The sequence below is a fragment of the Neochlamydia sp. AcF84 genome (assembly GCF_011087585.1).
Classification (GTDB): Bacteria; Chlamydiota; Chlamydiia; order Chlamydiales; family Parachlamydiaceae; genus Neochlamydia.
The window spans coordinates 22,699-49,372 of record NZ_VJOT01000063.1; the positions used below are offsets into that span (position 1 = coordinate 22,699).

The 26,674-nt window shown below is 37.4% G+C and carries 18 protein-coding genes and 2 pseudogenes; 12 read left to right on the top strand and 8 right to left on the bottom strand.

Annotated features, from left to right (window positions below):
* Positions 1–51: 51 nt before the first annotated feature.
* A pseudogene (locus NEOC84_RS07325) lies at positions 52–309 on the top strand (IS630 transposase-related protein); the annotation flags it as partial.
* 281 nt (positions 310–590) lie between these two features.
* Here the strand turns inward: NEOC84_RS07325 and NEOC84_RS07330 are convergent.
* From NEOC84_RS07330 to NEOC84_RS07360, 7 genes and pseudogenes are all read right to left on the bottom strand, one after another.
* A pseudogene (locus tag NEOC84_RS07330) lies at positions 591–938 on the bottom strand (IS630 transposase-related protein); the annotation flags it as partial.
* Between the two features lie 442 nt (positions 939–1,380).
* Positions 1,381–2,403, bottom strand: coding sequence for an L-threonine 3-dehydrogenase (gene tdh, locus NEOC84_RS07335; protein ID WP_166157406.1), 1,023 nt, complete (start codon positions 2,401–2,403; stop codon positions 1,381–1,383).
* A 37-nt stretch (positions 2,404–2,440) separates the two neighbouring features.
* Positions 2,441–3,628: a glycine C-acetyltransferase gene (locus tag NEOC84_RS07340; protein WP_166157409.1), complete on the bottom strand. Its 1,188-nt coding sequence runs from the start codon at positions 3,626–3,628 to the stop codon at positions 2,441–2,443.
* 632 nt (positions 3,629–4,260) lie between these two features.
* Entirely contained in the window at positions 4,261–4,800 is a 540-nt protein-coding gene (locus NEOC84_RS07345; protein WP_166157412.1) for a carboxymuconolactone decarboxylase family protein, read from the bottom strand.
* Between the two features lie 201 nt (positions 4,801–5,001).
* Entirely contained in the window at positions 5,002–5,610 is a 609-nt protein-coding gene (locus NEOC84_RS07350; protein ID WP_166157415.1) for an HAD family phosphatase, read from the bottom strand.
* Positions 5,591–6,445 carry a DNA-formamidopyrimidine glycosylase gene (gene mutM / locus NEOC84_RS07355; protein ID WP_166157418.1) on the bottom strand — a complete coding sequence of 285 codons (855 nt, stop codon included), beginning with the start codon at positions 6,443–6,445 and terminating at the stop codon, positions 5,591–5,593. The genes NEOC84_RS07350 and mutM overlap by 20 nt, the downstream gene beginning before the upstream one ends.
* A 486-nt stretch (positions 6,446–6,931) precedes the next feature.
* Positions 6,932–7,459 (bottom strand): HdeD family acid-resistance protein, encoded by a 528-nt coding sequence (locus tag NEOC84_RS07360; protein WP_166157421.1) that lies wholly within the window; start codon positions 7,457–7,459, stop codon positions 6,932–6,934.
* 95 nt (positions 7,460–7,554) lie between these two features.
* Between NEOC84_RS07360 and NEOC84_RS07365 the strand changes: the two genes are divergently transcribed.
* The 5 genes from NEOC84_RS07365 (at position 7,555) to NEOC84_RS07385 (ending at position 14,205) form a co-directional block, all read left to right on the top strand.
* On the top strand, positions 7,555–7,839 hold the full coding sequence (locus NEOC84_RS07365; RefSeq protein ID WP_166157424.1) for a DUF167 domain-containing protein: 285 nt from the start codon (positions 7,555–7,557) through the stop codon (positions 7,837–7,839).
* Between the two features lie 1,386 nt (positions 7,840–9,225).
* On the top strand, positions 9,226–10,647 hold the full coding sequence (locus NEOC84_RS07370) for a lipase maturation factor family protein (protein ID WP_166157427.1): 1,422 nt from the start codon (positions 9,226–9,228) through the stop codon (positions 10,645–10,647).
* Positions 10,648–10,663: 16 nt separating this feature from the next.
* A complete protein-coding gene (locus tag NEOC84_RS07375; protein ID WP_166157430.1) occupies positions 10,664–10,840 on the top strand; it encodes a hypothetical protein in 177 nt (58 codons plus the stop codon).
* Positions 10,841–11,728: 888 nt separating this feature from the next.
* Positions 11,729–12,523 (top strand): alpha/beta fold hydrolase, encoded by a 795-nt coding sequence (locus tag NEOC84_RS07380; protein ID WP_166157433.1) that lies wholly within the window; start codon positions 11,729–11,731, stop codon positions 12,521–12,523.
* A 35-nt stretch (positions 12,524–12,558) separates the two neighbouring features.
* The gene (locus NEOC84_RS07385) at positions 12,559–14,205 is read left to right on the top strand and encodes a diphosphate--fructose-6-phosphate 1-phosphotransferase (RefSeq protein WP_166157437.1); all 1,647 of its coding nucleotides are present in this window, start codon (positions 12,559–12,561) and stop codon (positions 14,203–14,205) included.
* Between the two features lie 140 nt (positions 14,206–14,345).
* Here the strand turns inward: NEOC84_RS07385 and NEOC84_RS07390 are convergent, their stop codons facing one another.
* Positions 14,346–15,935, bottom strand: a complete 1,590-nt coding sequence (locus tag NEOC84_RS07390) for a peptide ABC transporter substrate-binding protein (protein WP_166157440.1) — start codon at positions 15,933–15,935, stop codon at positions 14,346–14,348.
* Between the two features lie 306 nt (positions 15,936–16,241).
* Here NEOC84_RS07390 and NEOC84_RS07395 point away from each other — a divergent pair, with 306 nt between their 5' ends.
* The 6 genes from NEOC84_RS07395 (at position 16,242) to NEOC84_RS07420 (ending at position 26,530) form a co-directional block, all read left to right on the top strand.
* Positions 16,242–16,886: a hypothetical protein gene (locus NEOC84_RS07395; RefSeq protein WP_166157443.1), complete on the top strand. Its 645-nt coding sequence runs from the start codon at positions 16,242–16,244 to the stop codon at positions 16,884–16,886.
* Between the two features lie 15 nt (positions 16,887–16,901).
* Entirely contained in the window at positions 16,902–17,591 is a 690-nt protein-coding gene (locus tag NEOC84_RS07400; RefSeq protein WP_166157446.1) for a hypothetical protein, read from the top strand.
* Positions 17,592–17,977: 386 nt separating this feature from the next.
* Positions 17,978–18,334, top strand: coding sequence for an RNA-binding protein (locus NEOC84_RS07405; RefSeq protein ID WP_166157449.1), 357 nt, complete (start codon positions 17,978–17,980; stop codon positions 18,332–18,334).
* A 405-nt stretch (positions 18,335–18,739) separates the two neighbouring features.
* On the top strand, positions 18,740–19,090 hold the full coding sequence (locus NEOC84_RS07410) for an RNA-binding protein (RefSeq protein ID WP_166157452.1): 351 nt from the start codon (positions 18,740–18,742) through the stop codon (positions 19,088–19,090).
* Positions 19,091–19,844: 754 nt separating this feature from the next.
* A complete protein-coding gene (locus NEOC84_RS07415; RefSeq protein WP_166157455.1) occupies positions 19,845–22,118 on the top strand; it encodes a hypothetical protein in 2,274 nt (757 codons plus the stop codon).
* Positions 22,119–22,180: 62 nt separating this feature from the next.
* Positions 22,181–26,530, top strand: a complete 4,350-nt coding sequence (locus NEOC84_RS07420; RefSeq protein ID WP_166157458.1) for an NACHT domain-containing protein — start codon at positions 22,181–22,183, stop codon at positions 26,528–26,530.
* Positions 26,531–26,674: the final 144 nt, after the last annotated feature.

Consider the following 26,674-nt stretch of genomic DNA (forward strand, 5'->3'; position numbering starts at 1 on the left):
TTTTATCTTTCTAGGAGATGCGTATAATTAAATGACACGGTATATTCACACGATTTAAGAAAAAAAGCTTTGAATTATATAGAGAATGGCGGCCCAATAGCCACAGCTAGTGAAGTGTTTGATGTAACAGCTCGCATGTTAACAAATTGGAGTAAGCGGAAAAAACCAGGTTGTTTAGCTCCTAAAAAAAGACGGCAGAGCCCCAGTAAAATTGATAGTGAAAAGCTAAAATTGTATATAAAGCAAACTCCTGATGCATCCCTTAGAGAAATAGCTGAGGAACTTTGGCATTTTGACACTTTTTATTGATTTAAGCCGCTCACTTCAACTTTCGTCCTATCACTTTTAATGAGCGACGGGGCTTCAAGCTTCGCGACTTATAAATCCTGTTTCCTTTATTTTTATCACCCGTATCAGATTAAGTCCTATCTATTACAATCTAGCTGCTATAAAGCTTTCTCTAGCAAATGAACGGCCTGCTAGAGCGCCATAAATCTTTTCTCCTATAAGTAATCTTGCATGTTGGCGCTGTACATAGGCATTTATCTCGCTCTCATCTATGTAAATTCTATTTTCTTCCGGAATATTTTCTAGCTTTTGTCTAAACTCCTCTCGTTTATTCTCATCTCTTTCTTTATAGAAGGGTGTCTTCTTTTTAAAGTGATTTTCAGTCTTTTACACGCATAAAAAACTGCAGTTATCGTCACTCCGAATACCTCAGCTATTTCTCTAAGGGATGCATCAGGAGTTTGTTTTATATACAATTTTAGCTTTTCACTATCAATTTTATTGGGGCTCTGCCGTCTTTTTTTAGAAGCTAGACAACCTGGTTTTTTCCGCTTAATCCAATTTGTTAAGTTGCGAGCTGTTACGCCAAACACTTCACTAGCTGTGGCTATTGGGCCGCCATTCTCTATATAATTCAAAGCTTTTTTTAAATCGTGTGAATATACCCTGTCATTTAATTATACGCATCTCCTAGAAAGATAAAATTTAAATGATTATATTTACCACTATAGTACTAAGAAGCTATGAAATAAAATTTTATGCTTTAACTAGGATGAGGAGAGGCAAAAGGTAAGGGCTTATATACCCTCACCTTTTTATTCAATTAACACTAAAAAAGCTTTCTATCTATGCCTTTTAAAAAAGCTAACACCATACATTTAGAAGCCTTGTTGAAAGATCCCTGGAACGGTCCTTGGAGAATCGTGGTCATTTATAAAGCTATCTTATTTATCCAGAAGCTTTTAAAAATTATTGTTAAAAATTTTCCTAGCTTTAAAAAAGGGTTGCTCTAAATTACTATTGTTAAAAGCTATATCTATCTGAACCCTTTTTGCCTAGATGTTATGGGAGCTTATTTTTTCAGGTAGCATCTCACCAATCTAAAATAACTTTTCCGGATTGGCCTGACATCATCACCTCAAAGCCCTTTTCAAATTCGTCAATAGGGTAGTGGTGAGTAATGAGCGGTTCTATTTCAAGGCCGCTCTCCAATAAATTAACCATTTTAAACCAGCTAGAAAAAATTTCTCTTCCATAAATGCCTTTGATGGTCAGCATTTTAAAGATAACAAGGTCCCAGTCAATCAAGCATTCGGCAGGTAAAATACCTAGCAAAGCAATCTTTCCACCATGATGAGCATTTTCCAAAAGTGTTTTTAAACCATCAGGGTGCCCGGACATTTCCATACCCACCGTAAAGCCATTCTGAATACCTAGCTTTTCCATCATCTCTTTTAAAGAAGTATTAGCCACATTGACTGTTGTTTGCGCACCTAGCTTTTTGGCGAGCTTTAAACGATATTCATTCACATCCGTAATGACTACTTGGTGAGCTCCAGCTTTCGCGGCGATGGCAGCTGCCATAATACCTATAGGCCCGGCACCAGTAATAAGAACATCTTCGCCGGTAAGATCAAAAGTAAGTGCAGTATGGACTGCATTTCCATAAGGATCGAAAATTGAGGCTACATTATCTTTAATAGAAGAAGGAAGGGGAAAAACATTCTCGGCGGGAATATTAAAGTATTCAGCAAAACAGCCATGGCGATGAACGCCTACCCCTAAAGTGTTTATACATAAATGCTTTTGACCTTTAAGGCAGGAAATGCAGCTGCTACAGGTAATGTGTCCCTCTCCGCTCACCCGATCACCTACTTTAAGGCCTTTAACATTCTTACCTATCGCTGCGATTTCTCCCATGTACTCATGCCCGACTACCATAGGTACAGGAATTGTCTTCTGCGCCCAGGCGTCCCATTTATAAATATGAATATCCGTACCGCAAATGGAAGTTTTATGTGTTTTAATTAATACCTCATCCTCTTTAATGGTCGGGATGGGCACATCTTCCATCCATAGACCTTCTTTACGGTAACTCTTAACTAAAGCTTTCATGATGACCTTACATATATGAATTTAAAAGACAGAGATGTTAGATGATTTTAAATTCTTTGCCAACATTTTCAAATGCTTGTATGGCCATATCTAATTCTTCTTTATGGTGAGCTGCTGACATTTGCGTACGTATACGTGCTTGGCCTTGCGGGACCACGGGATAGCAAAACCCTATAACATATACGCCCTGCTCTAACATACGAGCAGCCATTTGCTGAGCTAAAACTGCATCGCCTATCATGACAGGAATAATAGGATGTTCACCAGGTAAGAGCTTAAATCCTAACTTTGTCATTTTTTCGCGGAAATAGAGGCTATTCTCTTTTAATTTTCTCCTTAAGTTTTGGCCATTTTCTACGATTTCTAGGCATTTTATAGAAGCATAAGCAATTGCAGGTGCTAGGGTATTAGAAAAAAGATAAGGTCGTGACCGCTGCCTTAACCATTCAATAATTTCTTTGCGTCCTGAAGTGTAGCCTCCCGAAGCACCCCCTAAAGCTTTTCCCAAAGTACCGGTAATAATATCTACCCGTCCGATAACTTCGCAATGTTCTGGTGTGCCGCCTCCTTTCTCCCCTAAGAAACCTACAGCATGCGAATCATCTACCATAACAATAGCATTATATTGGTCTGCTAGTTCGCAAATTGCTTTTAAGTTAGCAATGCTGCCATCCATAGAAAATACACCATCGGTAGCAATCATTTTAAATCGACACTCTTTAGCCTCTATTAATTGTCTTTCTAGATCTTCTATATCATTGTTTTGATAGCGTAAACGTTTGGCTTTACAAAGCCTTATTCCATCGATAATGCTAGCATGATTTAAAGCATCGCTAATAACAGCATCTTCACTACCTAAAAGAGTTTCAAAAAGGCCTCCATTGGCATCGAAACATGAAGAATAAAGAATGGTGTCTTCGGTTTTCAAAAAATGGGAAATTTTATTTTCCAGCGCACGATGTACGCTTTGCGTGCCACAAATAAAACGTACCGAAGACAAACCATATCCATATTTATCATAGCTTTCTTGAGCGGCCTTAATGATTTGTTGATTATTAGCTAGGCCAAGGTAGTTATTGGCACAAAGATTTAGCACTTTATTCCCATCAGCTAGGGTAATGGTAGCTTGCTGAGGAGAAATAATTTCAGATTCTTTTTTGTAGAGACCCGTGTTTTTAAGTTGTTCAATTTGCTGTTTGAGATTTTTTAGAAAAGATTTATCCATAAAGTACTCCGTTTTTAACAGAATAACATTTCTATATATCTACTGACAAGCAGATCGTAGAAGTGGAAATATAAAGAGGGTTGGTAGAGTAAAAAGAGGCGAGGCTGGCAAGAATATACTTAACTTAAGTCAAAAGCTTAAAAATTTACTTTCCTTAACTCTTGTGGAAAAGATCGTTTTATTAATAAGCTAATTTTTTGATGCTTACCTTTATAGTAAACGGTCACGGGGTGGGCCCAGCTTTAGAGGTAATTCTGCGGATATCTGCAAAGCTAAAAATGCTTGCAAATAGCTGTTTTTTCTATTTGCTGTACTTTATAATTTCCATTAAATTCTGATTATCAAGAGCGTAAGCAGTTCTACTTCCCTTGAGCGCTTATCATTTATAGCTCTTCTTCTTAAAAAACTTTTTCATAACAAAGCTTTTAATTCGCCTCATTGGTACTTTTAAATATAATATTTTTAAAATAAGCAAAATTAGCCATAGATAAAAAAAAATTTCAAATTACTCCTATCAAAGCCTATCAGCAGAACTCAAGATACTTATGCTTTGGAGCCTTAAAGGGTTTAGCTAGATAAAAGTTGGCTTTCCAAGGCATATAATTTCTCTGCATTAGAAAGCCCTTGAATATCTAGTTTAGAGGCGGAGCTTGTGGGAAGTCGACTTGAGTGCCGATAATATTATTAAAGTAGTTGGTAAACATGTTAACAGCAATATTAAGCACAATTTCTATAAGTTCTTGATCGGAAATACCTTCATTTTTTAAGGCTACAACATCTTCTTCGGAAACCTTACCTCTTTTTTCTACTACTATTTTAACAAATTTAAGGATGGCTTTTGTTTTAGGTTCTTGAGCCTCTCCCTTGCGCGCTAGCAATATCTCTTGCTCAGCAAGACCGTGCGCTTTAGCAGAAAGAGTATGTGCAGATACGCAATACTCACATTGATTAGCTTGGCCAATAGTTAAAGCTATCTCTTCTCTAACTTTTGCAGATAAATGAGTCTGGGCTGCAGCTTCGCTTAAAGCTAGAAAAGCTTTTAAGGTTAAAGGGGAGTTGCCCATATTCTGGAAAATATTAATCACTCTCCCCATCTTTTTTTGTAGGGCTTCATATAATGGTTTAAGCTCAGGTCCAGCTTTTTCAGGAAGAACAGGGGTGACGCGTAACATAGCTTTTACTCCTAGGTAACTGTTAAAATAAAGAATTAACGAAACTCAAGGTTTAACACAAGATTTTTTTACTCCTTATAATGCTAATGAGACATTAGCAGCTAGACGCTAGAAGCTTTTGTTAGTTTTGGTTAGCAAAATGGCTATTATAAGTTTGCTTTTAACAAAACATGGGTAACAATTAACCGGTAGAGCTTTTATTTAAATAACTTTTAGTCTTAGGAGCTCGTCATGCACATACTGGTGCTCTTGACAGATGATTGCATCCATACCCATCTTCTGAGCAGCTGCAACATTTGCTAAAGAATCATCAATAAATAGGCACTCCTCTGGCTTTAGAAAATATTTATCCAGGAGAGTTTGATAAATTTTTTTTTGTGGCTTAAGGGTATGGATTTCGTAAGAGAAGACGGCGCCATCAAAGCTATCTAAAAGGCTTTTGTATATAGATATCTTCTTAAAAAACTCCCCTGAAATGTTAGATAGAATGAAAGTTTGCTTTTTTTGGGCTTGAACTTGTTTTAAAAGGCTAATTCCTTTTTCTAGAGGCACTAGTTTTTCTAAAGAAAGGCTAACGAAACGCTCAATATAGTGACGGGGGTAGCAAGTGCTAAGCTGTTGCATAGCTTCCTCTAAAGAAAGGGTTCCTGCGTCTAAATCACTCCACGTTGAGGTGTAAACAATTTTCTCAATATGAAGAGGAAAATCAGGATCTTTTTCTTTAAGAAGGCGTGAAACTTCTTTAGGATTCCAATAAAAAAGCACTCCCCCTAAATCAAAAATAACTTGTTTATAAAGGCTGGATTTCATTAAAAATCTCCCTCTTTTGGCAAGTGGGGCAAAGATGAGTTCCTCGTTGAGCTACCACCATTTTAATGATAAGTGTGCCACATCTTGAGCAGCCTAATCCCTGCTGACGAAAAACATTTAAATGATGCTGATGGCCGCCTCTTTTTCCACTAACACTATAGTAGTTACCTATTCCTACACCTAAACTTGTCCCTTTGTTTTTAATCCCTTTGTTTAGCACATTTTGAATGGCTCGGTGTAACGCTTTTATCTCCTTTTTAGTTAAAGAATTAGTCAATCGTTGGGGATTTATTTTAGCTTCCCATAAAGCTTCGTCAACATATATATTTCCTAGCCCTACAATATGCTTTTGATTAAGAAGAAAGGGTTTAATTTGAGAAGCATACTTTTGCAGCATAGAAGTTAATGCTGAGCAGGTAAAGTTAGAGGAGAGAGGTTCTAACCCAAGCCTGCTTAATTTTTCCAGAGGATCAATATACAGAGACCACCGACCAAATTTTCTGGGGTCTTCATAACGTAGGATGGTTCCATCCGTAAAGACTATACGTATATGTTCATGCTTTTTAATAGGTAGCGGGCTGGCGAGCCATTCGAATTTACCAGTCATGCGCAGGTGTACGAACAAAGTACTTTGCGACAAAGTAAATACCAAATACTTTCCACGTCTCTCTAAATGATTAATAGACTGCCCTTGGATTTGATGTATAAATACCTTATCATCCGAGGTATCAATTATTTTAGGCCACTGCACATAGACAGTTGCAATTTGTTTACCGACTAAGCCAGTCGCGATAAGTTCTCGTACGATAGTTTCTACTTCTGGAAGCTCAGGCATATTTAAGCTATAAGCTAGAATGATATGGATAAAAATTGAGTATATTAGATGGCTAAATAGTCTGGCAAATCTTTTTTTATTGCAGCTGAGTATTTACGGGCAAGCAAGCTAAATAGCAGGATTAGGTTTAAGAATTTTTAAAAGCTCTAGAAGAGGAAGGAAGCTTTTAGCATTTATAAAGGAAGAATAGGCATAAAATCAAATTTTTAAGGGTTACTCGATCAGCAATCATATTACTTTTTGCCAGATAAGCAAATGGAAAGGTAAAAAACAAAGGCGTTTTCTTAAACTTTTTTAACTCGGCTGGGGTAAATTATTTTTTAAAGATAGCTTAATAAAACTGGACAAAGTTTTTTTATTTATATTTTAGGCTGACCTAGCACATGGGGCTAGCATGAAGGCAAAATTCTTTAAATTCTTTTTAAAATCCACCTTTATAATTTTTATTGCTTTAATGCGGCTCAATATAGAAGCAGCACGGCTTTATCACTCATTGGTAGGAATGTGAATAGCAAGGGCTAAGAGTGAAAATCCAAACAAAGTCATATTAATTCCTACCAATGGCCCAATTATCCATAGAGAAGTCTCAGGCCAACCTGAGAGAATAATGCCTGCCATCAAAAGGGCAATAATTCCGCTAGAAAGTAACCACCCCCAATTGGGTGTGCCTTTTATTTCAAGGCTAATCCTTATTTTAGTGATGCCTTCAGCCAAAAAAAAGATGGTAGTTAATAGAGTAAGGGTTTGTATACCTGCCATAGGATAGATAAGCATGAAAGCACCCACTAACATCGAGATAATTGCGCTGGCTAACGATAAAGCTCCCCCCGGTTCATGTATAGTTTTAAAAGATTTATAAAGCTGAGCACTCCCTCCTAAAAGGATAATTCCCCCTACCATCAATTCAATGCTTAAGGTTGCTATGAAAGGGGCCGCAATAGCTATTGTTCCTAAAATAATTAACCAAATGCTTTCCACAATAAAAGCTATGCGATACTTTTGTAAAATATTCATGGGAAAAAACCTCCTTATCTATCAACATGATAGAAACATTATGGTTATCTTTTAAGATTAATATATAAACGGATAATAAGTAAAATATATTCAATATGTTTAAAAATAATTCAAGTCACATCTATCTGCCTATTAAAGTCGTTTTAAAAGCCAAAAAGAGCGAGATTACAGGCTGGGAAAATGATCGCCTCAGAATACGTCTTTCCGCTATCCCTGAAAAAGGGCTAGCGAACGATGAGCTGCTTAGGCTTCTTTCCATAACTTTAGGCATCCCTAAAACTTCATTGCAAATTGTGCAAGGAAAAACCGCGCGCCTAAAAATCGTTCGTATTGAAGGGCTTTCCTCTCAAATGCTTCATCATATTTTAATGTTTAAATAATATTTTGCTCTAGCAAGATATGCATTTACTTGGTGATTTTTCACCATTTTTCCTTATCAGCACTTATGTTACTTTCATCTATAAAATTGGTAAGAATGGAGGAATATTTCTAAATTCTAATATTAGCTTGATTTCTTTTGTTTCAGCGCAGCTTGCTTCTCGCAGGACTTATAGCTTTTTTATTAGTTAGATTATGCTCATGATAAAGCACTTAAGGTGTAATTTGTTTTCTCTACATGCAAATTGGATAAAGAATAAAAAAATTATACTCAATCAATTAAGCCATATAGTGTATAGAAAACTAAACGTGGAGCTATGCTTGCTTACAGAATTTTTCTTAAGCCAGTACGGATAAGAAAGCATACTTATATCATGGCAAATGAATTAAAGATGATAGGTTGGGCTCAATGGAGGCGTAATACTTATACAGCCCCTTATCAATTTTTAGCAGGAAACTGAAATGTTTGCCTTCTATATAGGGAGCTTTACGCGAGAATGGATAGGTGGAGAGGAGAGCTTAGTAAAGAAAGCACTTATGAGATTCTCAGCTCTCTTCTCCTGTAATTTGCTAGAACTATGGATTTGTTAAAGCTATTTATAAGCGTTAAGTTTTGCTAGCTTTTTATGCTTTCATCCTCTTTTAATCCCTTGAGGCTATGTAAACATGAAAATCATTTAAACTTAGAGTATTTCTTATAGATTAATAATCCAATAAGAGCAAACTTGGGGATTAAAAGTAGCGGGCCAGCTCCATCCATAGACTGAGCCAGAAAGAACATGGTTTTTAACGAGAACTTCGAGCGTAGATTCTTAGACTCTCTCGGCACATAAGCGTAGGGTGTGTTATAAGAATTTTTAAAGAAAATTCAAGTATACTTTCTTTTGCCTGGAAAAAAACGCTGCTTTTCTCTTTATAGTAAAGATGTTTCTTAAGCTTATTGAATTAAGCGCTTGCACAAAAAAAAGAGCATCTCTTGGAGATGAGAGGGAGGATGCTTGTGCTTTATAAAAACGAGGATTAAGGTTTAATTCTTTAAAGGATGTAAGAGTGAAGGTTAAAGACGAAATTCGGCATGATTGCTTAAAAATTAGCTAATAGCATCAACAAATTTACAGCCGCTAAAGCTAGCTAGAAATGTTGTAACAAGCTGCTTTGTGAGGAGACCTAAATTCTATAAGGATAATGACCTAGCTAGGGAAGGAAAAGTTAAAATTATTATCTCCTTTCATGAGTGATAGCAGAGCTATAGCCTGCAAGGAAGATAAAATTTTAAAGAAATTAAAGAATATAAAAAAGACTTAACAAAAAATTCACTTGTTTATTAGAGCAGATTATTTAGGAAGTTTACTAATAAATAATTTATAATTAACACCTTAAGCTGATATATGCAAAATTTTATAGAGTCAAATGCTACTTTTATAGCAGGGCAGTGGGTATTTATCAAATTGTTAGGCTTATGCTATTTCCTTGCTTTCTGGTCCTTGTTTATTCAAGTGAAAGGTTTATATGGCGCTAAAGGCATACTTCCTATGCAGGAGATTTTCAACGGGATACGAAGGAGCAAAACGTATACGCACTACTTAAGAACACCTTCCATATTTTGGATAAATACGGAGGACAAAATGTTAAAGGGGGTGGCCTTAGTAGGAATAATAGGAGCAAGCTTAGTGCTTTGTGGGGTTGCTGTTAGCTGGATGCTCTTTATTCTTTGTTTATTATATTTATCTTATGTCTCTCCTTCACTTTATTTTTTGTCTTTTCAATGGGATGTTTTATTGTTAGAAGTAGGGTTTGCCGGTTTCCTCTTATCTTTACAATCGCCTCCTTTACCTATTGCTGTATTCTTATTGTGGATTATTCTTTTTCGTATAATGTTTTCTTCAGGGATAGCAAAATTTCTATTAGGGAGCCAGGAATGGAGAAATCTATCTGCCATGCAATATCATTATGAAACACAGCCGCTTCCTAATAAAATAGCTTATTTCTTTCATCATCAACCCAAATGGTTTGCACAACTATCCACGCTTGCTGTCTTTTTATTTGAAATTATTTTACCTTTCTTTATTTTTACTCATCCAGACTTAAGGGCTTATACTTTTCTTATCCTTATGTTGTTCCAATCGATTCTCACCTTAACAGGTAATTTTACTTTTTTTAATGGGCTTACTATCGCTCTTAGTTTTGTACTTTTGGAAGATAATTATTTGCCCTGGTTGCAACCGTTCCTTCCGCTTTCTAATTCTCCAAGAGAACTATCTACTTCTCTTTTAGTCTCTATCTTGGCCATCTCTTTAATCGTGCTAAATTTTTTCCAACTCGTCCAGCTTTTTCGCTCTTTACCTTCCGTAGAGCGGGTTTTTGCAATAATAAGTCCATTTTATCTTGTCAATAAATATGGCCTGTTTTCACGTCTAGCTACTCAGCGTTATGAAATTGAAGTGGAAGGAAGTGAGGATGGTAGGATATGGAAAACATATGAATTTAAATGGAAGCCTGGGGATCTTAAAATTCCTCCTCGCCAGGCAGCGCCTTATCAGCCGCGATTAGACTGGCAGCTTTGGTTTGCTGCTCATGGAGAAGTTAAACACAATCCCTGGTTTACACGTTTTATCTATCGGTTAATGGAGAATTCACCAGAAGTTGTAAAATTGATGAAAAATAATCCTTTTCCTGATAAGCCTCCTACATATATGCGGGCTAATCTCTATGAATACCATTTTACAACCTCTCAAGAGAAAAAAGAGTCAGGCAATTGGTGGAAGCGTAAGTATGTAGGCATTTATTTGCCTCCCGTGAGTAAAAGTTAAAATATAGGAAGGCTGCGTGGAATATACAAAAGAAAATAGCATAGGTAGTACTAACAAAAGAACTTTTAGCCACGATACATGCGTAAAAAATAGATTAGATAGACTAACTAATGTGGAAAAAATTTATGCCGTTGAAAAAAAATTGTTTGATCGGCTCTTAAATGCCTCTTCTACTACTCATAAAATGCTTTGAATATTTTAAAAAAGAAGATGTGGCTTACAAAGCCATGCTGGATGTAGATTAAGCTGTAAAAAGTATTAACAGCGTTAACAAGCCTCCCAAAGAATATGCTTAACGGGTCCTTTAAACAGAGATTTACTAAATCGATTAATTAACGAATAATCCTCCCTTAATGCACCATTTTTTCCAAGGCGGAGAACAAATAGGATTTTGCTGATATCTATAGATGAGCGTGCTCTATTGACAACAAAAAATAATACGCTTTTGAGATACTCCTTATGCAGCCCTGTACTTTATAAAAACCCCTCGAACTAAGTAGAGAGGCATGCTTCAGAGGGTGATTATGCAGACTAAGTTTTTTCAAAGCGTATAATAAAGCAATTTCTATTTCTAGCTCGCTAGATTTAAGGCCTCATCTATAGTTAAAATGAAGAAATCTAGTTACAGCAAAGTTTTTTATCATGCTTATTTATAGAGCTTCTAGCTCTCCATTTGATCCGCTAGAGATCATAATTGCAACTTTTTGTTGACAGCACGGTTTATAGACGTAATATATAAAACATTTGAAGACAATTTAATTGCCAAAGTGAATAGAAAAGAAAAAGAACTAGCTGTTGAGGCGCGCAATTAAAATTAAATCAGATTGCTTAAGAAGAAGCAAGAGGTTTAGCTTCTAAAGCATATCTACCTTTCATTACTTTGGTACGCATTAAAGGCAATATGTTAGGGGCCTTACTAAAGCTATCTAATAGACAGGTAGGCTATGCATCTGCATCTTGCCTGCCAATATCGCTAGGAAATTATTATAGGGGCTATGCACTGTAATTAGTTAATTGAAATATAAGCCATAGCTTTTGGAGCTTAGCTTTTAACAGACTTAAGTGTAAAGGAAAGATTTCGATGGAAAGAGTTGAGGAGAAAGAAGCTATCGTTCTTGAAGTGGAAGGATACAAGCTCTTTGGTGTTTTACACCTTCCTTTACAGGAAGAGAAAGTTCCTGGTGTTTTAATGTGTCATGGCTTAGCAGGGAATAAGATAGGACGTTTTCGGACCGCTGTCACTTTAGCTAAAGAATTAGCAAAGAGGGGAATAGCATCCCTTCGTATAGACTTTCGAGGTTGTGGGGATAGCGATGGAGATTTTTGCGAAGCGAGCGTGAAAGGATTGTTGAAAGATGCATGCACAAGTTTAAGCTATTTACAAAAGCATGTTCGTATTGATCCTTATCGTCTAGGTGTTCTGGGCCGCTCTTTCGGCGCGGCTATAGCTCTCATGGCAGCGCACTCGCATAAAAACATTAAAAGCCTTGCTTTATGGGCTCCTCTATATAACACCGAACAGTGGCAAGAGGCCTGGCGCATTTTCCATGATGTTCATACACCTGCAAAGGTGCGTGAGCAATTGCTAAGCATTGAGGGGCAGCAAGGTAGCCCCATATTTTTTGAGGAGTTTTTCAATGTTAATCTAGCATCTACCTTAGAGGCCTTAGCCGATGTGCCTTTGCTGCATATCCATGGACTAAAAGATAGCGTGGTTAAAATAGATCATGCAAGCCTATACGAAAATAAACGTTCAACTGCGCGAGCAACCTCTAAATTTATAAAAATACCAGAAGGGGACCATCATTTTACCCGTAAAAATGATCAAGAGTCAGTTATTGCTGAGACAGTCAATTGGTTTAAAGCCACCTTGTGAAGAAACAAATAGCAATCTATAGAGCAGGAGATTTTATGCCTAGCACCTTACAGAAAGTCCGCATGGAATATCAACCTTTGTTACCCCCTTTATTAGATGACCTCCATTCGCTTGCTCTTGTTTCTACAGGCAATTTAGTGGGGAAAGATTCAGCCCTAGTTAATCTCTTTCCTCATACTTACCAGCAACCTCCCTTAAAAGTCGTAAAGAGCCAAATTCAAAAACAATTTCCTATGCGTATAGGCTTTGTGTTTTCTGGAGGGCAAGCAGCCGGGGGGCATAATATTGCCTCTGGGTTATTCGATTCTTTAAAAAAATTACATGTCGATAGCCAGCTCTTTGGTTTTTTAGGGGGACCAGCAGGTATTATTAAAAATAAATATATAGAAATTAATGCAGAAATGTTAGCTTCTTATCGTAATCAAGGAGGCTTTAATTTAATTGGAGCAGGTAGAACAAAGATAGAAACTTCCGAGCAATTTTTAGCAGCTGCCCAAACTGTAAAAGAGTTAAAGCTTGATGGTTTAGTTATCGTGGGTGGTGATGACTCTAATACCAATGCAGCTTTGCTTGCAGAGTATTTTTTAAGCCAGGGAATGGCTACTAAAGTAATTGGGGTACCCAAGACAATTGATGGAGATCTAAAGAATGAATTTATTGAACTTTCTTTTGGATTTGATTCGGCCACTAAAACATATTCTGAATTTGTAGGAAATATTCTTATCGATGCTTTATCGGCAGAAAAATATACATTTTTTATCAAGCTTATGGGGCGAACAGCTTCCCATATTGTGCTGGAAGTGGCCCTGAACACCCACCCCAATTTGGCTCTTATTGGAGAAGAAGTTGAAGCGCAAGGATGGACTCTTCAAGATATTACTCACCTAATAGCGAACTTAATAATGGAACGGGCTAGAATAGGTAAAAACTATGGCGCCATATTGATTCCTGAAGGGCTTATTGAATTTATCCCCGAATGCAAGATCCTAATCAAAGAATTGAATGCACTTTTAAGCGCAGAGCAAACATATGCTAAAAAAATTGAAGCTTTAATACCTAATCAAGAAAAAATTAATTATATTAAATCTTTTCTTTCTTTAAAAGCCCAGCAAAGCTTACAAACTTTACCCGAAGATATTCAAATGCAGCTATTGTTGGATCGTGACCCTCATGGCAATGTACAAGTAACTAAAATTGATACCGAACGTCTTCTTATTGAAACTGTCCGCCAAGAGCTAACCAAACGCTTAGCCCAAGATTCTTTCGTGGTAAAATTTAATCCTCAGCCTCTATTTTGTGGTTATGAAGGTCGCGCTTGCTTACCTTCTAATTTTGATAGCCAATATTGTTATACTTTAGGTCATCTAGCCACATTATTGATTCAGGCGGGGGCAACTGGCTATATGGCATGCATACAAAAATTGAATGAGCCTATAGAAAATTGGGAACTTTCTGGTGTGCCTCTTGTTTCTATGATTCACTTAGAAGAACGCCATGGCAAAGCTAAGCCGGTGATTAAAAAAGCATTAGTTGAGTTAACAAGCCCTATATTTAATTATTTTAAGCAAGAGAGAGTCAAATGGCGCTTAAATGATGATTATATTAGTCCTGGCCCTATGCAGTTTTTTGGCCCTGAGGAAATAACCCCTAGCAAGCCTTTTACTCTAATGAACCAAAAATAACAGATAGGCAAGCTTCATTGCTCTTATGTTTTTAAACAATCGCTTGTGTAAGCATCTTGAAGCCACTCCTTTTAATGGAGGGGGAGTGGGCGGAAAAGTCTTTTCCTTTTGTTCACGCAATTAATAAATGGGCTTAAAAATTAAGGGGGACCTTCATTTATATCTTTCAAAAAGGCATATTTAATGTCTAAAATTCCTAGGTCTGATAGGCCTATTCCTCCTAAATTCTCGCTTTCTGCATAAGTATAAGACCCAAAAAGCAAAGGAGCGATAGGCATGGCGTTCATAAGAAGTCTTTCAGCTTTTTCTAAATATTTTCTACGTTGATCCTTATCATTCTCAATGGAAGAAAAAGTTAATAAACCCACATATTTGGTATGTTCTTCCTGGCTAAAAGCGGGATTATAAACTTTAAAGCTTTCTAAAAAGCTTAGAGGATCACTAAACCTTGCATACCATGAATTTAGAGCAATTTGGTAATCTCCTTTATCAGTAGTTCGGGCGAAAACTTCAGGTTCTTGCTTTTGTAGTTGAATGGTAAAACCAAATGCATGATTCCACTGCTGCTGCACAGCTTGAGCAATTGCGCGTTGGGTGTCCGTATTAGCATAAGTTAAGGTAAGCTGGGGAAGAGAATCTTTATCCATTTTCATTTCTTGCAAAGCTTCTTGGAATAATTGCCAAGCTGCTGGAAGATCATTGTCTTGATAGTAGTTTATAGCTTCCCAATCTGCTAGGGGTGGAAGTATCCCAGTGGCAGGTGAGTTAGCTCCTTGGGTAGCTAGCTCAGCAATAACTTTTCTATTGAGGGCCATGTTAAAAGCTTTACGTATTTTGATATTGCTCAGAAAGGTGTTTTTGGCATTGAATTGCAGCCCATGCATAATTGTTGCAGGCTTAATCTTTAATAGTTCTTGGTGTTTTAAGGCTGGCATAGCCTGTGAGGGTAAATGGCTTAAAGGAGAGCCTACGTAATCTACCTTTCCTCTTTCAAACATTTTGTAAGCATGGTTTGCATTCATCCTCGAAAGGATAACCGCGTCAAGGGCAACTACTTTTGCATCCCAATAACAGGAATTTTTTGCGAGAATAATTTCTGCTGAAGATTTCCATTCTTTAACTTTAAAAGGGCCATTAGTTACTAGGGGATAATTTTCCTTTTTCTGCATGCATCTTATAGAAGAGTGAACGGGAAAATATAAATGGGTGGTTACTACCTTTAAAAAATAAGGAGTAGGATTTTCTAGCTGTATCCTTAGATGCTTAGCATCTAATGCTTGAATGCCTACTGCTTCTGCAGAGCCATTTCCTTCTTTAAATGCTCTTGCCCCTTTAATTATATAGAGTAAGTCAAGGTTTTTGCTTGGAAAAGAAGGGAGTAAAACACTCATCCATGATTGTTCAAAATCTTTTGCTGTTAATGGAGTACCGTCACTCCATTTTGTATCTTTGAGGGCAAAAGTATAAGTTTTTAAATCAGCAGATACTTCTACAGATAGAGCTAGCGCGGGGATAACCTTGCCTTGATGATCTATCTTCATCAAACCTTCATAAAGCATATGCAAAAGATTTCTAGTGATCAGGTTGGCTGGATAGCGTGGATCCATGCTGGAAGCAGACTCTTCGCAAGCTAATCTAAGGATAGCTTCTTGTTTTATAGGCACTTTTTCATTCTGGCAAGCTGTAAGTAAAAATATAAGGAGGGTGATTAAAGAAAAATTTTCCTTCATATGGATCGTCCTCTTCCTCCGTGACGGTATGTAAGATTTATTAAAATACAAGCCAAGCGCCTATTCTTTCTAGCAAGCTTAAAATTAAAGGTAAAAATCTTGTTTTTCAATTAATTAATTTATTTAAATCTATCTGCTTCTCATTCAAAGCTAATGAAATATTTTTAAAGGCGTAAAGTAGATTTAGCGAGCATTTCTTGCTGATAAGAATAGCAAAAATTTTTCCTTTCTTAATTTTTGTTGTAGCATTATGAGGGATCCGTTATAAAAAAAATTTAATTGTACAACAAGTGGATGGGATGGTCTATGTTCAAAAGTTTTCTAGTGGGTAGTATTATTATAAGTTTAATAGGAGCTTTTACTTTATATGGATATGGAAAAAATACTGTAGACCACATGTTTTTAGCTTCGAAAAATTCCTATAACGAAAATAGCAGTGTTTCCGAGCCTATCCTTGAAGGGTGGATAGATTATATACCAGCTTCTAAAAGCTTTATTTCAAAGTTTCCCACCTTACCCCAGCACGCTACCGATCGAGCCTTAGATAGTAAAACTAAAGAATCTAAGCAATATGAGATGTATGTCTCAGAGAATAATGATCATGTCTTTATGATTAGCGTGATATCCTTTTTAGACGTTAACAAAATACGAGATGGTGAAAAGGTTTTGAAAAAGGTTGTCGATGATATGGTGGTATCAAACCCAGGAAACAGATTAGAGAAGTTTCAGCAAGGAAGCCTAGAGGACATTAAAAATGTAGAATTTTTAATTACTAATGAGTCTTATACTATTAAGGGACATGCCTTTTTAGCTAAAAATAAACTGTATGTTTTATCAGTATTGTCTAAATCGGTGGCGGAGCCTAGCGCAGAATTCGAATATTTCTTTAAATCCTTTAAAATAAATAATGACAACTCTTCTAATCTGTTGTCTTTTTCTATGAAAAACTAATATTTAAGGAAGTCTATGATAAAGATAGCTTATGCTTTTATTTTAGCGGTGTTGTTGAAAGCTAGTATGGTCTATGCAGATCTACCAAGCCTTTCTTCTGAAGTCAATCATCCTCCTTCGGCTATTTCTACTGCTCAAGCCTCTGAATCATTAAGAACTTCTCTTCTTTCTTTTAAAAAGCCTTTAAATCCTATTTTAAGTCAGGGCTTCCCTTTTACCTTGCCAGGGATCGTAAGCTGGAAAGACAATCAGTGGGTGGGAAGCGATAATTTATATAACTTAAAACCTAATATTCACATAATTTTAGAGCTAGTGAAGGGTGAAAATAAGAATTTTGACATTAATGAAGAAGAAGTTAAAGCGCATATTCAAGAAAAACTTGCCAAAATTGGGATTAGCTCAACACTCCTGCCTGAAGCTAACGAGCCTTTCTTACCTCTCTTTCATGTCCTAGTTTTAGTTGATTCTATCGACCAGTTCTATACTGCTAGCTGTTCATGTCGCTTATTTGAACCTGTTATTCTAAAGCGTGTCTCTTTGGAAAAAGGAATTATTTATCAAGCAATTACCTGGGAAAAGCAAGAGCTGATTACTTCACCAAAAAAAGATTTTTCCGATTTATTAACTAAAACCCTTAATGGTTTAACAGAAGCTTTTGTGAATAGATTTCTTTATTTTCAAAAATTAAAGTATAAAATTCAGTAGGCTGATAAAACTTTTATAAAAAAATCAGCTTGGCTAAAAATTATAATTTTACAAATCAGTAGACATTAATCTAAAGAAAGCTGATAATTTGAGTATCTGCAATTTAATGAGGCGAGCTAGTATCTAATAAGTATTTAAAGTCGTAAGAAAAATTATGAAACTAGAGAATTTTAAATCTTTTAATTTTCTCTGGGACTATGTTTGGGCTTCATTAGATGTCAAATTTTCAAGATTTCCCAACAGAGTTTACTTATAAGGTCTAAAGGCTCGTTTCAATTAGCCTTTATCTTATAAATCATTCTTTCCTAGCGCTTAAGAACTTCTTTTAGATCTCTCTTTTTCTACTTAAATATTGCAGTTGTTAACCAACCCAAAATGGAGTCCATATGAAGAAAATTTTTGTAGGCAACTTATCCTGGAAAGCAAGTGAAGAGACTTTAAAGCCTCTTTTCGAAGCTTTTGGAACTGTTGTCTCCATCAAAATTATTAAAGATCAGTATACAGGCAAATCTAAAGGTTTTGGATTTGTTGAGATGGAAACTGATGATGAAGCTGCAAAATGCATTCATGAGCTTAATGAAAAGCCTTTCTTAGAACGTAATTTGCGCTTGAGCCCCGCCCAAGAACGTCAAGCTGGCGCAGGCAGCCCTCAGGGCGGTAGAAGTCATCGTGGCAACGGTGGGGACTCCTATCACCGGGGTGGTCAACGTTCTAATCGAGATAGATCTTTTGCATCTGAGTAATAAGATTATCGATCTTAAACGATTTCTAAAAACCATGGTTTTAAGCCATGGTTTTCCAATTTTTTAACTTCGCAGCTTGAATAAAATGATGTAGGCAGATTTAGTTACTAAATAAAGTATAGAAGCTAGAAATACAGGTAAATAAAAGCATTATCAATTACATAAAATAATCTTACTTTATTAAATTACTAGAATTCATGCTAAATTTTTTTAATATTCTTTCACATCCTTACGATTGTAAGCCACAAGGATCTAAAAATTTATAAATTAAGCATTTAAGTAAAAGTTAGCAAAGGAGAGCGGTTACTTACCACCCTAATGCTAACTCTTCTTATTAAATACTTGCTTTTAAAAAATAAAAAATTACAGTAAAAAACTAATATAATATTTCAAAACGGAGTCCATATGAAGAAAATTTTTGTAGGCAATTTATCCTGGAAAGCAAGTGAAGAGACTTTAAAGCCTCTTTTCGAAGCTTTTGGAACTGTTGTCTCCATTAAAATTATTAAAGATCAGTATACAGGCAAATCTAAAGGTTTTGGATTTGTAGAAATGGAAGCTGATGATGAAGCTGCAAAATGCATTCACGAGCTTAATGAAAAGCCTTTCTTAGAGCGTAACCTTCATTTAAGTCCCGCCCAAGAGCGCCAGCCAGGTGCAGGTGGTGGCCGTGATAATAGAAGCCCTCGTGGCAACGGTGGAGATTCCTATTCTAGAGGAGGACAGCGTTCTAATCGTGATAGAAATTACGATTAATAGACGCCCTTATTTCTAACTAGAAATTTTATAAACCATGATTGTTTAAATCATGGTTTTTAATTTTTTAAACCTAGTTAAAAGAAAAATTGGCCCATCAGCAGATTAATAAAACCTTCCAGTCTAGGGCCGCCGAGCAAGAATGGCTCATTTTTTTAAGTTCAAGGCGTGTTTGTAGATGGCAGCAAGGGCATCTGCTCGTCACTAAATCTATTGGGCATTATTTAAAAATGAGCAAAGGATTATAGCTTTAGCCGTAATTATATGTCTTTGCTTGCTGGCCTATATCTTTACTCACCGTCACTTGCGTCAACAATTACAAAGATTATCTACCTTTATTGTTAATCAATTAGGGCAGCCTCCCAAGATGCCTACCCTGTGCCGGCTCTTCCGAGTTCTTGGAGTTGTTTATCTTTTGATAAAATGTACCCCTGAAGGTATGAAAGGTTAATCCTTAATTTAAATTCTGATTTAAAACATATGTTACAAGTTGGAGGACCCTTTTTCAAAAATTATATACTCCATGAAATTAACTTGCCGGATGGTGGCTAGATCATCAAAGTCTTCGATAAAAATATTTTTAATACTTACGACCTATGCTCAAATTAAAAAAAACTTGCATGAAACTAAAACTCTTAACTACCCTTGAATATGGATAAATCAAAGGATGGGAAGAAATTAATTACCCCTTCTCAGTTTATTAGGAGGCTCATTTTTTTCATAACATAGTATTAAATTAACCAAAGAGGTCACTATGTCTATGTCTATTCAACAAGATTTTTCTGCAATCCAACGGTTTCAACAACTAGGAGACACCGATTGGGAAACCCTTAAAAAACACTACGTTACAACTTTACGCTTAGAGGCGGGCGCTCAGGAGCAAGCTGCTCAAATGATGCAAGCCCACATAGAAGACCGCGATATAGTCGACTATGCCAGCTACCGAGAAGCCATTTTAAGAATATTTCCTTCTTCTTATTTTAATCTAGCAGCAGGAATAGAAGGTAGGATAGCGGGAACAGCTACTGATGGGTATACCTTTACAGCGAAATGGTACGAATTTATAGTCACGCAAAAAACAGCTCATGTGCCTACAGGATTAGAGAAGTCGCAAAAGTGCAAGATTGCTATTAAAGCTCCTGGCAGTCGCAAATTAACCTCCGATATTGATACTTCTATTCTGACCACGTTTATAGGAGAAAACTCTTTTTTTGAGCATGCAAAAGCAAGGATTAAAAGGGAAGGGCTCGATTATGAAGGACACATTACCAACGCTATTATTAATGGTTTTTATAGCATCTCGGAAGAGCTATTTAAGATGACCTCTGCTTCCCAACGAGATTCTAATGCTTATACAGATACCATAGCCAAAGATAAAGAAATCTATCCCAAATTTCTTCACGATGAAGAAAATAATCCCTTAATTCAAGGGGAGAGGCTTTTTTCTGAAGAAGAATTTACCAAAATATTTAAAGAATATAAATATCAAAAACATGTTCAAGAAATGGCGGCAAGTTTATTCTCCCTGCATGCTAGCTTGGAGCAAGAGGAATGGCAAGTATTTAAAGATCTTGTTAAAAAAAGGTTAGGTAAAATTCTTGAGGCAGAATTGCCTAATGAGGCCCAAGGAACTCACATCTCACTTTGCCAGCAGGATTATGATACCATTTTTCAAGGGGTAGAAAACATACGCGGCCATCATTTAAAAGCCCTTAATGCTAAAATACAACAGCTAAGCCAATTAGATCCTTTACCAGTACGAGCACAAGATATTATCATTGCGGCCCTTAACAGACTCTATGTCGAACATTTAGAACAATGTACAGATTGCTATGAACAAATCCTAGCTTTAAAGAGTAAAAGAAAGCCTTTAATGGATGAATTAGAGGCAAAAAAGCAAGCATTAGATAAAGAGTTGGCCGCCTTAAAAAGATTAGGTGATAGCAGTGATGATCCAGATATCCAAGAGATCATTGAAAAAAAGCAAAAGAACTGCGCTATGTTGGAAGAAAGTTGTCGTAAGTTAAAAGATTCACTACGCCAAAACATTATAAAAACAGCTCAGCTGCAAACAGAGCATCAATTTCGTCAAATTCTAGCTAGCACATTTGCTAATGAAGCTTATGTGTGTCGGTCCGCTGTGTATCATGTCGTTAATGGGCAAAGCGGTGCCGCAGACCTTCCTATCTCGCAACAAACTTTATTAGGCTCGGCTCTCCAGCAAGTAGGCTTTAAACTTTTACATAGTAAAGAATTAACTCATAAAAATTATTTGCCTGAAGAGATCGCTTATTATACAGCCAAGTATGGACAGCGACTTTTTAACCTTATTTTTAGTGGACGCAATGCAGAATTAGATGATGGGATCATAAAACGTTTAGCCCAAGGTAAAAAAGGAAAGGATTTGCCCAAATTTACCTATCTTAAAGCTAAACAGGTAAGAGACAATGCTTATAGCACTTTTAAACGGAAAGAGTTAGCTCTTCTAAATGATCAAGCAAAAATTATCCAGCGTATTAAATCAAACCCTACGATTTTAGATGCTGAAAAACCTAGAAAAACACTTGAATTAATACAACAATTACGTGCTCTTTCTACCGAAGAAGAAAAAACGCGTTATTTTGAACAGGAGAAAGAGCTTTATTTATCGATTAGTGCTAAATTAATCGGCCTGGTTTGCGCTTCTAGATTAGAGCAAAAGGGGTATTTATGGGGACAAAATCTGCTGAGCCCGTTGCGAGATGCCGATGAGGAAGAACAGCTAGAAGGTTCAGTTTCCGTTATTTCCGCTCCAGCCCCTCTGCAGCCTCCTGAACCTTTGGAAACAACCCGGGAAGGGAGCGCTATAGATGAACATCATCAGATAGGCGAAGATGCAAAAAGCTTAGTAATGGGTGCAGAAGGAGGAAAAGCAAGGGTGAGCCAGGTGAATCAAGAAGCTCGTTCTTACTCAGCAGTGGTGGCAAATCCTTCTGACAAAACGGCTCAAGTGCTAGCCGAGGGGGTGTTTGGAAGCCACCCAAAGTAAGCAGCCCATCAGAACCACGCTCCGCTGATGGGTTAGATGGTTGTGAGCACAGTCTTAACGCTTTGCAAGCCACGCCTGGACATTTTAATGTCCAGGCTAACGCTAGTCAAATCCACTTAGAGCAGAATGCAAGGCTGCTTATTAGCTCTACTATTCAATACCATGCATTGCAGCCTTTGTCTCAAGTACCCCTAAATCCACAAACTTTCATTAACTCTCTTCAAAGCCTTTACCTTTCTCAGAAGACCCTTTCTATTTTTAGGATCAAAGCAGAGCAAGAGTGGGAATTTAAAGTTCCTTTAGAAGAAATTTATGTGCGCTTAGGGATCATTGAAAGCAAAGAAAGAAGAGTGCGTGATCAAGCACTTGATAAACATTCCGAGCAAATACAAGATGAACGCCTCCCAACTTCTGAAACTATCTATGAGTCTAAAGAGAATATTGAAATTGAAAAGCTTTTCGAGCACAAAAGCCTTGAAAAAGAAAACGCTAAAAGAATTTACATTCAAGGCGCGGCAGGAATTGGTAAGAGCACTTTATGCCACTATATTGCCTATCGCTGGGCAAAAGAAGAGCTTTGGCAAGGCGTTTTTTCTTATCTTTTTTGGATTCCTTTAAGAAACCTTACTTTAAAGAAATATCCTGCTGATAAAGAGTATACTCCCGCTGATCTTATTGCTAGGGAATATGCAGGCAAAATTGATTCAAAAGCAATTGAGGCTTGTATAAACGATGCCACTTTGCGAGAAAAAACTCTTCTTGTTTTAGATGGTTATGACGAGCTTTCTGCAGAAGCTCAAGGAAATACAAGCCTGGCTACAGCCTTTAAGGAGCTAAAAGAGTTATTTCCCCATATTCTAATTACCTCAAGACCTGGAAGCTGCTCTTTTAACCGTTCTTGTGAGCTAGAGCTTTTAGGCTTTGATAAAGAAGGGGTCGAACGTTATATCGATAGATTTTTCAAACAAGTTCAATCAGAAGATAAAAAACAAAAACTTTACCACTTATTTCAAAGCTCTCCCCAGGTCTTAAGTCTTGCGCAAATTCCCATTAACTTGACTCTTCTTTGCTGCCTCTTTAACGAAGATCCAGAGGTTTTTGATTCTACTCAATCCATTACGATGACGGCTATTTACGAACGGATTGTTAATTGGATGTATAAATGGTTTCTTTTGAGGAGAATTGATCAAGGCAAATCCAATCAAACCAAGGAGAAAATTCTTGCAGAGAAAAACCTGCGTTATAATCAAGAAGTAGCCAAAATAGCCATAGCTTTTGAAGAAATGGCTAATTTTGCCATGAAAACAAATACCCTTTATTTGGAGGAGGAAGAAATTGATCACTTTAGAGGTAAAGAAATCACAGCCAACGAGCTTATAGATTGTGGGCTGCTTCGCATTCCAGAAGAAAAAGGGTACTTTATTCACTTAACTTTTCAAGAATTTTTAACCGCTTCAAAAGTTGCCAATCAATATCTACGAGGAGAAAATCGACAAGCATGCCAGGATTTTGTGCATAATTATAAGTTTGAGCCTCGTTATAATTTAGTTATGCGCATGATTGCCGGCTATCTTTCTTTGTCTACTTCACGTAATCGACGTTATTTAGATTCAAACCCGCTACAATCTTTTTTTGATGATCTTTTTGCTGATCCTCGCGATCTAGCTGCCAGAAGTGAGCTCAATTTAATTGCAAATTGTTTTGAAGAGTGCCAAAATCCTGCTCAGGTAAGGCAATACGAAGGCTTCGTTGAGCTTGTGAAAGACTATATTACACATTTCTCCTTATCAGGCTTAAACTTTGAAATGTTGCTTAGAAATAAAAATCTTCTTACTCATCCTAAAATAACTTATACTATCGAAAGATTATTATCCGACCCACAGGCCACGGAAAATACGCTAGCGAACGTGGAAAACCTCATTAGGGCAGGACAAAGGTTAGTTCCAGAAATAGTGAGATTTATTGCTGGGGTTGTTAAGGACCACGTTAAATATTATGGTGCTAAAGACGCTATCTATCTTTTAAAAAAAGTGGCAGGACAAGGAGGCGAGGTTGCTAAGAAAGCAGTAGAGGCTCTCATTCAAATTATTAAGGAGGGCGATCGTGCTGCCAAAGTATCTGCTAGTAGGGCTTTAAGAGAAGTGATACAAGAAGGAGCCAAGCTTGCTAAGGGATCGCTAAATGCTCTCATCATAGATCTCCAAGAAGGCGATCGTGATACCAAAGATACCGCTATCTATGTTCTAAGAGCAGGGGCACAGCAAGGAGATAGGCTTCCAGAAGAAGCACTAGATGCTCTCACCCAACTTCTACAAGAACGCGATTATGATGTAAAAATGTCTGCTATTAAGACTCTAAGAGATGAGGTAGAGCAAGGAGGCAAGCTTCCTAGAGAAGCGGTAAAAGCTCTCACCCAACTTCTCCAGGAAGACGATCGTGATGCCAAAGTTTACGCTACCTATGTTCTATGCGCAGCGGTAAATCATAAAGGTGAGCTTAATGAAGAAGCAATAAATGTTTTCATCCAACTTCTCCATGGAGACGATCGTGATGCCATAAGGTCTGCTGCAGGTGTCCTAGGAGCAGTTTCACAGCATGAAGGTGAGCTTTCTAAAAAAGCGCTAGATGCTCTCAGCCGAATTCTCAAAGAAGGCGATTGTGATACCAAAATGTCTGCTATCGAAGGACTAGGAAAAGATGTAAAATTTGGAGGCGGGCTTCTCAAGAAAGCACTAGATGCCCTCATCCAAATTCTCCAGGAAGGCGATTTACATCATAAATTGTTTGCTGATATGGCTCTAATAGAAATTGCACAGCATGGAGGCGAGCTTCCTGGAGAAGCAATAAATGCTTTCACCCAACTTCTCAAGCATGGCGAGCGTGATGCCAAAATGTCTGCTAGTAATGCTTTAAGGGAAGTGGTGGAGCATGGAGGCGAGCTTCCTACAGAAGCGATAAGTGCTCTCATTCAACTTTTCAGAAAAGGTGACTCTGCTGTCAAGATGTCTGCTTGTTGGGCTCTAAGAAAAGTCGCGCAGCAAGAAGGCGAGCTTGCTAAGGAGTTACTGAGTGCTCTCAGCCAAATCCTCAAAGAAGGCGATACTGATGCCAAAAGGTCTGCTTGCTGGGCTCTAAAAGAAGTGGTAAAGCATGAAGGTGAGCTTTCTGCAGAAGCTATAGATGCTCTCATCCAAATTCTTCATAAAGGCGATTCATATGCTAAAACGTTGGCTAGTGATGCACTAAGAAAAGTAGTAGAGCATGGAGGCGAGCTTTCTGCAGAAGCTATAGATGCTCTTATCCTGATTTTTCACCAAGGCGATTCTGCTGCCATAAGTTCTGCTGCCTATGTTCTAGGAGTAGTGGCAGAGCAAAGAGGCAAGCTTCCTAAAAAAGCGATAGATGCTCTCATCCAAATTCTCACAAAAGGCGATTTATATACTAAAACGTCTGCTGTTGAAGCTCTAAGAAAAGTGACACACCAAGGAGGCGAGCTTGCTGAAGAAACACTAGATGCTCTCAGCCGAATTCTCAAAGAAGGCGATTCTGCCGCTATAAATTCTGCTGCCCACGTTCTAGAAAAAGTGGTACATCAAGGAGGCGAGCTTCCGAAAGAAGTACTAGATGCTCTCAGCCGAATCCTCAACGAGGACGATTCTGTCGCCATAAATTCTGCTGCCCACGTTTTAGGAGCAGTGGCATGGCAAGGAAGCAAGCTTCCTAAAAAAGCGATAAATGCTCTCATCCTGATCCTTAAAAAAGGCGATTCTGCTGCCATAAGTTCTGCTGCCCACGTCCTAGGAATAGTGGCACAGCGAAGAGGAAAGCTCCCTAAAAAAGCACTAGACTCTTTTATCCAAATTTTCCAAGAGCAGGAGGTTGATTTTGAGGCGCAAATGTTTATTGCCAGGACCTTAGGAGCAGGGACAAAGTATGAATGTAAGCTTACTAAGAGGGTTGTAGATGCTCTCTTCCAAATTCTCCTAGAGGGCGACTACAGTGCCAAAAGTTTTGCTATCAGTGCCCTAGGCACAGTGGTACAGCAGGGAGGCGAGCTCTCCAAAGGAGTGCTAGATGATCTCATCCAAATTCTAGAGAAGGGCGACCGAGATGCCAAAATGTCTGCTGCCGCTGCTTTGAAAGAAATCGATAAAAATGCTTTATTGAAAATGAACATTCAAGCATTTCCTTTAATTGCTAAAATTTGTTTTTTTACTGAGAGCAGTTTTTCAGTTAAGAGCCAGCAATTTCAAATTTCTGATAAAAGAACAATTTATTCCTCCGAACAAACAATAAAGCTTAACTACGAAGAATTAAAAGAAAAGCTACCCACAGAAGTTGCTATATGGCGGAGGCGATTAGATAGCCTCAGCCAAATTGAGGGCTCTTCAGGACTTACCAATCAAATCTAATATCAAACAGGGCTGCTGAAGCCAGGCAAGAAAGACTTTAGAGGATATAGTGCCCTTGAAAGGATAATGGCCAGGATTTTTTACGTTTAGTTTAACAGGTTTTTGGATAGGTCAAATGTGAATGGAAGCTGGAAAAGAACTAAA